Origin of the sequence: Actinomadura bangladeshensis (assembly GCF_004348335.1) — a bacterium.
In the GTDB taxonomy this organism is placed as follows: domain Bacteria; phylum Actinomycetota; class Actinomycetes; order Streptosporangiales; family Streptosporangiaceae; genus Spirillospora; species Spirillospora bangladeshensis.
In genome coordinates this window covers 1-5398 of record NZ_SMJW01000382.1, presented here as the reverse complement: position 1 = coordinate 5398, position 5398 = coordinate 1, and the positions used below count along the sequence as shown (strand labels likewise).

Annotated in this window: 5 protein-coding genes; all 5 read right to left on the bottom strand. The window is 75.8% G+C overall.

Annotated features, from left to right (window positions below; genetic code table 11):
• Positions 1 to 359: biotin/lipoyl-containing protein (locus E1284_RS38105; RefSeq protein ID WP_341770468.1), on the bottom strand; the 359-nt coding region annotated here is incomplete at its 3' end.
• Positions 360 to 394: 35 nt separating this feature from the next.
• The gene (gene lpdA, locus E1284_RS38100; protein ID WP_207924195.1) at positions 395 to 1789 is read right to left on the bottom strand and encodes a dihydrolipoyl dehydrogenase; all 1395 of its coding nucleotides are present in this window, start codon (positions 1787 to 1789) and stop codon (positions 395 to 397) included.
• 144 nt (positions 1790 to 1933) lie between these two features.
• On the bottom strand, positions 1934 to 3466 hold the full coding sequence (locus E1284_RS38095) for a leucyl aminopeptidase (RefSeq protein WP_131945002.1): 1533 nt from the start codon (positions 3464 to 3466) through the stop codon (positions 1934 to 1936).
• A gap of 38 nt (positions 3467 to 3504) precedes the next feature.
• Complete coding sequence (locus E1284_RS38090; RefSeq protein WP_131945000.1) at positions 3505 to 4263, bottom strand: adenosylcobinamide-GDP ribazoletransferase; 759 nt, start codon at positions 4261 to 4263, stop codon at positions 3505 to 3507.
• Positions 4260 to 5204, bottom strand: coding sequence for a bifunctional adenosylcobinamide kinase/adenosylcobinamide-phosphate guanylyltransferase (locus E1284_RS43505; protein ID WP_131944999.1), 945 nt, complete (start codon positions 5202 to 5204; stop codon positions 4260 to 4262). The genes E1284_RS38090 and E1284_RS43505 overlap by 4 nt, the downstream gene beginning before the upstream one ends.
• Positions 5205 to 5398: the final 194 nt, after the last annotated feature.

Genomic DNA, 5398 nt, shown 5'->3' with positions numbered 1-5398 from the left:
GGCGGGGCCTGCTGCTGGGGCGGCTGCGGCGCGGTCTCCTGCGGCGCGGCGGGCGCCTCGGGCGCGGGCGGGGCCTGCTGCTCGGCGGCGGCCGGCGCACCGCCGCCGGCGGGCGCGTCGCCCTCGTCGCCGATGACGGCCAGCTCGGCGCCGACCTCGACGGTCTCGTCCTCGGCGACGGTGATGCTGGTCAGGATGCCCGACGCGGGCGAGGGGATCTCGGTGTCGACCTTGTCGGTGGACACCTCCAGGAGCGGCTCGTCGGTCTCGACGCGCTCGCCCTCCTTCTTGAGCCAGCGGGTGACGGTGCCCTCGGTGACGCTCTCGCCGAGCTGGGGCATGGTGACGGAGACCGGCATGTCTCAGCGACTCCTTCGTATTACTTGTGCGGCGTTCAGCCGTGCACGTGCAGTGGTTTGCCGGCGAGGGCGAGGTGGGCCTCGCCGACCGCCTCGGACTGGGTCGGGTGGGGATGGATCAGCTGGGCGACCTCGCCCGGCAGGGCCTCCCAGTTGTAGATGAGCTGGCCCTCCGCGATGAGCTCGCCGACGCGGGCGCCGACCATGTGCAGGCCGAGGACGGGACCGTCCACGGACGCGATGACCTTGACCTCGCCCTGCGTCCCCAGGATCTTGCTCTTGGGGTTGGCGGCGAGGTCGTAGGTGAACTCCTTGATCTGGTGCCCGCGCTCGCGGGCCGTCGCGGACGTGATGCCGACCGAGGCCACCTCGGGGTCGGAGTAGGTGATGCGGGGCACGCCGTCGTAGTCGATCGGCGGCGGGGTGAGCCCGCTCAGCCGCTCGGCGACGAGGATGCCCTCGGCGAAGCCGACGTGCGCGAGCTGCGGCGTCGGGATCAGGTCGCCGACGGCGGAGATCGTGGGGACGTTCGTCCGGCAGTACTCGTCCACCTTGACGAACCCGCGCTCGGTCTCGACGCCGGCCTCGGCCAGCCCGATGCCGTCGGAGACCGGGCCGCGCCCGACCGCGACGAGCAGCAGCTCCGCGTCGATGGTCTTGCCGTCCTCCAGGGTGACGGAGATGCCGCCCTGCGTCGTCTTGGCGCTCTGGAAGCGGGTGCCGAGCTCGAACTTGATGCCGCGCTTGCGGAACGCGCGCTCCAGCCGCTTGGAGCTGGACTCCTCCTCCAGCGGCAGCAGGTGCGGCAGCGCCTCCACGATCGTGACCTCGGCGCCGAACGAGCGCCACACGCTGGCGAACTCGACGCCGATGACGCCGCCGCCGAGGATGACGACGGACGCGGGGACGTGCTCCAGCCGCAGCGCGTGGTCGCTGGAGATGACGCGCTCGCCGTCGATCTCCAGGCCGGGCAGGCTCTTGGGCTGCGAGCCGGTGCCGAGGACGATGTGCCCGGCCTCGATCACGGTGGTCTCCCCGCCGGGCGCGGTGACCTCGACCGTGGTCGGCCCGGTCAGCCTCCCGGTGCCGTGCACGACCTCGATGCCCCGGGACTTGATCAGCCCGGTGAGGCCCTTGACGGTGGTGGAGACGACCTTGTCCTTGTAGGCGTTGACGCCGGCGACGTCGATGCCCTCGAAGGCGGCCTTGACGCCGAACTGCGCCGCGTCGCGCGCGTGGTCCGCCACCTCGGCCGCGTGCAGCAGCGCCTTGGTGGGGATGCAGCCCCGGTTGAGGCACGTCCCGCCGAGGGACTCCTCCCTCTCGATGAGCGCGACCGACCTGCCGAGCTCGGCGGCGCGCAACGCGCACGCGTACCCGCCGCTGCCGGCACCCAGGACGACGATGTCGAAGGGGCCGTTGTTGGCCACTGGACGCTCCCTTTCCCCTGTTGCGGCGCCGCGTGGATCGCGGCGCCCCGAGCCCTCGGGGCGGTGCGGGGCGCACCGTCGCCGGGCCCCCGCCGCCATGAGGAACCTATTGTGTTCTCCGCCGGGTGACAGCGGTGGGGTTCGCTACAGAATTCCCGCGGCGACGTCCTCGGCGATCTGGACCAGCGTGCGGGCGGCGGCTCCGGTGCCGCCCTTCGGCGTGTAGCCGTACGGCTCGCCCTTGTTGAAGGACGGGCCGGCGATGTCCAGGTGGGCCCACTTGACGCCGTCCGGCACGAACTCCTTCAGGAACGTCCCGGCGACGAGCATGCCGCCCCACCGCTCCCCGCTGATGTTGGCGATGTCGGCGACCGACGAGTCGAGGCCCTTGCGCAGCTCCGCCGGCAGGGGCATGCCCCACGACGGTTCCCCCGCGCGCTCGGCCGCCGCCACCACCTTCTCACGGACGTCGTCGTCGTTGGCCATGACGCCGGTGGTCCGGGTGCCGAGCGCGACGAGCTGCGCGCCGGTCAGCGTGGCGACGTCCACGATCAGGTCGGGGGAGTCCTCGCCGGCGCGGACGAGCGCGTCGGCCATGACGAGGCGGCCCTCGGCGTCGGTGTTGAGGACCTCGACGGTCTTGCCGCCGTAGATGCGCAGCACGTCGGACGGGCGCTGCGCGGTGCCGCTCGGCATGTTCTCGGCGATGGCGAGGTAGCCGACGACGTTGACCTTCGGGCCGAGCTCGGCGATCGCGGCGAGCGCGCCGAGCACCGCGGCGGCGCCGCCCATGTCGGACTTCATCCAGTCCATCGCTTCGGTGGGCTTGAGGGACAGGCCGCCGGAGTCGAACGTGATGCCCTTGCCGACCAGCGCGAGCGTCCGGGACGCCTCGGCGTGGGTGTAGGCGAGCCGGACGAGGCGCGGCGGGTTCACCGAGCCCTGCCCGACGCCGGCGATGCCGCCGTAGCCGCCCTCCACCAGGGCCTTCTCGTCCAGCACCTCGATCCCGAGGCCGGCCTCGGCGGCGACCCGCCCGGCCTCGGCGGCGAGGTCCTCGGGCGCCAGGTGGGACGGCGGGGTGTTGACCAGGTCGCGGACGAGCTTCACCGACGCGGCGAGGGTGCGGGCGCGGTCGACGGCGGCCTGCTCGGCCGCCGGGGCGACGAGCCGGATCTCCTCGACCGGGCCCTTGCGGCCGTCGCCGGTGCGGTAGGCGTCGAACGAGTACGCGCCGAGCAGCGCGCCCAGCGCGACGGCCTCCACGTCCGCGGCCGACTCGGCGGGCAGCGCGACGGCGGCCCGGGCGGTGCCGGCGAGCGCGCGGACGGCGGCGCCCGCGGCGCGGCGCAGGTCCTCGGCGGAGGGGGCGGCGCCGAGCCCCGCGGCGACGATGACCTTGGCGGTGACGGCGCCGAGCGACGGCAGCCGGGTGATCTCGCCGGCCTTGCCGGTGGCGCCGAGCGCGGCCAGCGCCTCCGCGAGCCGGCCGCCCATCGCGCGGTCGAGGTCGCCCGCGCCGCCCGCCGGCGCGGCGCCCTCCCCGTCCGGGGAGACGCCGATCACGATGGCGTCGGCGTCGATGCTGGCCAGGGCTGCGCTGTCAAGGCTGATGCTCGTCACGTAGCCCGATGTTAGTCGTCCCGGTGACCGGATTCGTCCTTTTGGATCAAGCATTGCCCGCGCCGGGACGCGACCCGGCGCGGGCGTGGTCATCAGGGGCGGGCGGCCAGGACGACCAGCGCGGCCGTGCCGGCGATCTCGACGAGGGCGCCGAGGACGTCGCCGGTGACGCCGCCCAGCCGCCGGACGGCGTGCCGCAGCATCACCAGGGCGGCGGCCAGCGCGACCGCGACCGCCGCCGCGCCGTGAATCGCGCCGCCCGGGCCGCCGGCCACGGCCCCGGCCCCCGCGGCGGCCGCCACGACGGCCGCCGCGGCCAGGAGGGCGGCGCGGGTCCCGACCGTCCCCGCGACCAGGGCGCCGAGCCCGCCGGGACGCGCCGCCGGGACGCTCGTCCGGCAGGCCCAGGGGAGCGCCAGCCGCCCGGCGGCGCCCGCGACGAGCGCCGCGGCGGCGGGATGCGGGGCCGAGGCCAGCGCGGCGACCTGGACCAGCAGCGCCAGCAGCAGTGCGACGACGCCGAACGGGCCGATGTCGGACCGCTTCATGACGGCCAGCGCCTCGGCGGCGGGGCGCCCGCTGCCGAGGCCGTCCGCGAGGTCGGCGAGGCCGTCCAGGTGCAGCCCGCGGGTGGCCGCGGCCGTGGCGGCGACCGCGAGCACCGCCGCGAGGAGGGCGGGCAGGCCGAGCAGGTCGCCCGCGAGCAGCACCAGCGCGGCGGCGCCGCCCGTGATGAGGCCGGCGGCCGGGGCGAGCAGCATCGCGGTGCGCGCGGTGCCCCGGTCGACCCGCGCCGTCCCCGCCGGGACGACGGTCAGCAGCGTGACGGCGAACCGCAGCCCGTCGATCACGGCAGCTCCGCGACGCGTCCCGCCACGACGAGCGCGGCCTCCTCCGACTCGGCGGCGAGCCGCTGGTTGACCAGGCCGAGCATGTCGCGGAACGCCCGCCCGGACGCGGTCGCCGGCACCACCGACAGCCCGACCTCGTCGCTGACCGCGACCGCCCGCGCCGCCGTGCCGCGCCACGCCGCGACGAGGCCGTCGACGCGCGGCAGCACCCGGGCCGGGTCGTCCCACGCGCCGGACTCGTCCATCGCGGCGGCCAGCCACGTGCCGATGCCGTCCACCAGGACCGCGCCCGTCTCCGACCCCAGCACGGCCGCCGGATCGGTCGTCTCGACCGTGCGCCACCATGCCGGACGCCGGCGCCGGTGCGCGGCGACGCGCTCCGCCCACGCGGGATCGTCGTCGCGGACCGGGCCGGTCGCGACGTAGAGGACGTCCGGGCAGGCGGCCAGCCGCAGCTCCGCCTCGGCCGACTTCCCCGACCGGCTTCCGCCGAGAACAAGGGTGCGGAACGGGCCGTCCTGTGGCCGGCTCCAGAAGGCCATGCGGCGCTCCAGTTCCGCCTCGGACGGCAGCCGGTGGTCCACGTGCACGGCGAACACCTGCGTTGCCGGCGTCACGGCCCCGGTGCGGCGCAGATACCCCAGATGCCCAGGAGAGCCCCCGAGGTCGAGCAGGACGGCCGTGTACTGCGTCCCCGGCGCCGGCTCGGGCCTCGCCCCCGGCCCCGCGGCCACCAGGACGAGCCCGCCGTCCGGGCCGCGCACCTCGTGGCCGCCGGGCACCTCCGTCCGCGGCAGGTCCTGCAGCGGCACGCCGTCGACGAGGGCCGCCACCGGTGCGTAGCGGACGCCGGCGGCGCGCAGCCGGCCGCAGGACGCGCACCGGCACCCCGGCGAGGGCCAGCCGTGCGCTGCGGCGATGCCGCGAAGCTCGATGTTCATATCGGTCGGAACTCTACGGTTACGCTCCCCTGAAAGGATCGCCACGCCCCCCAACAGGAGGACATCCGGTGGGCAACCCCCCGAACGCGCCATGGCCGCACCAGCCGGGTCAGGGCCCGCCGCCCTATGGCCCGCCCCCGATGCCTCCCGGCGGGCCCGCTCCGGGCATGCCCGGCGGGTTCGCCCCGCAGCCC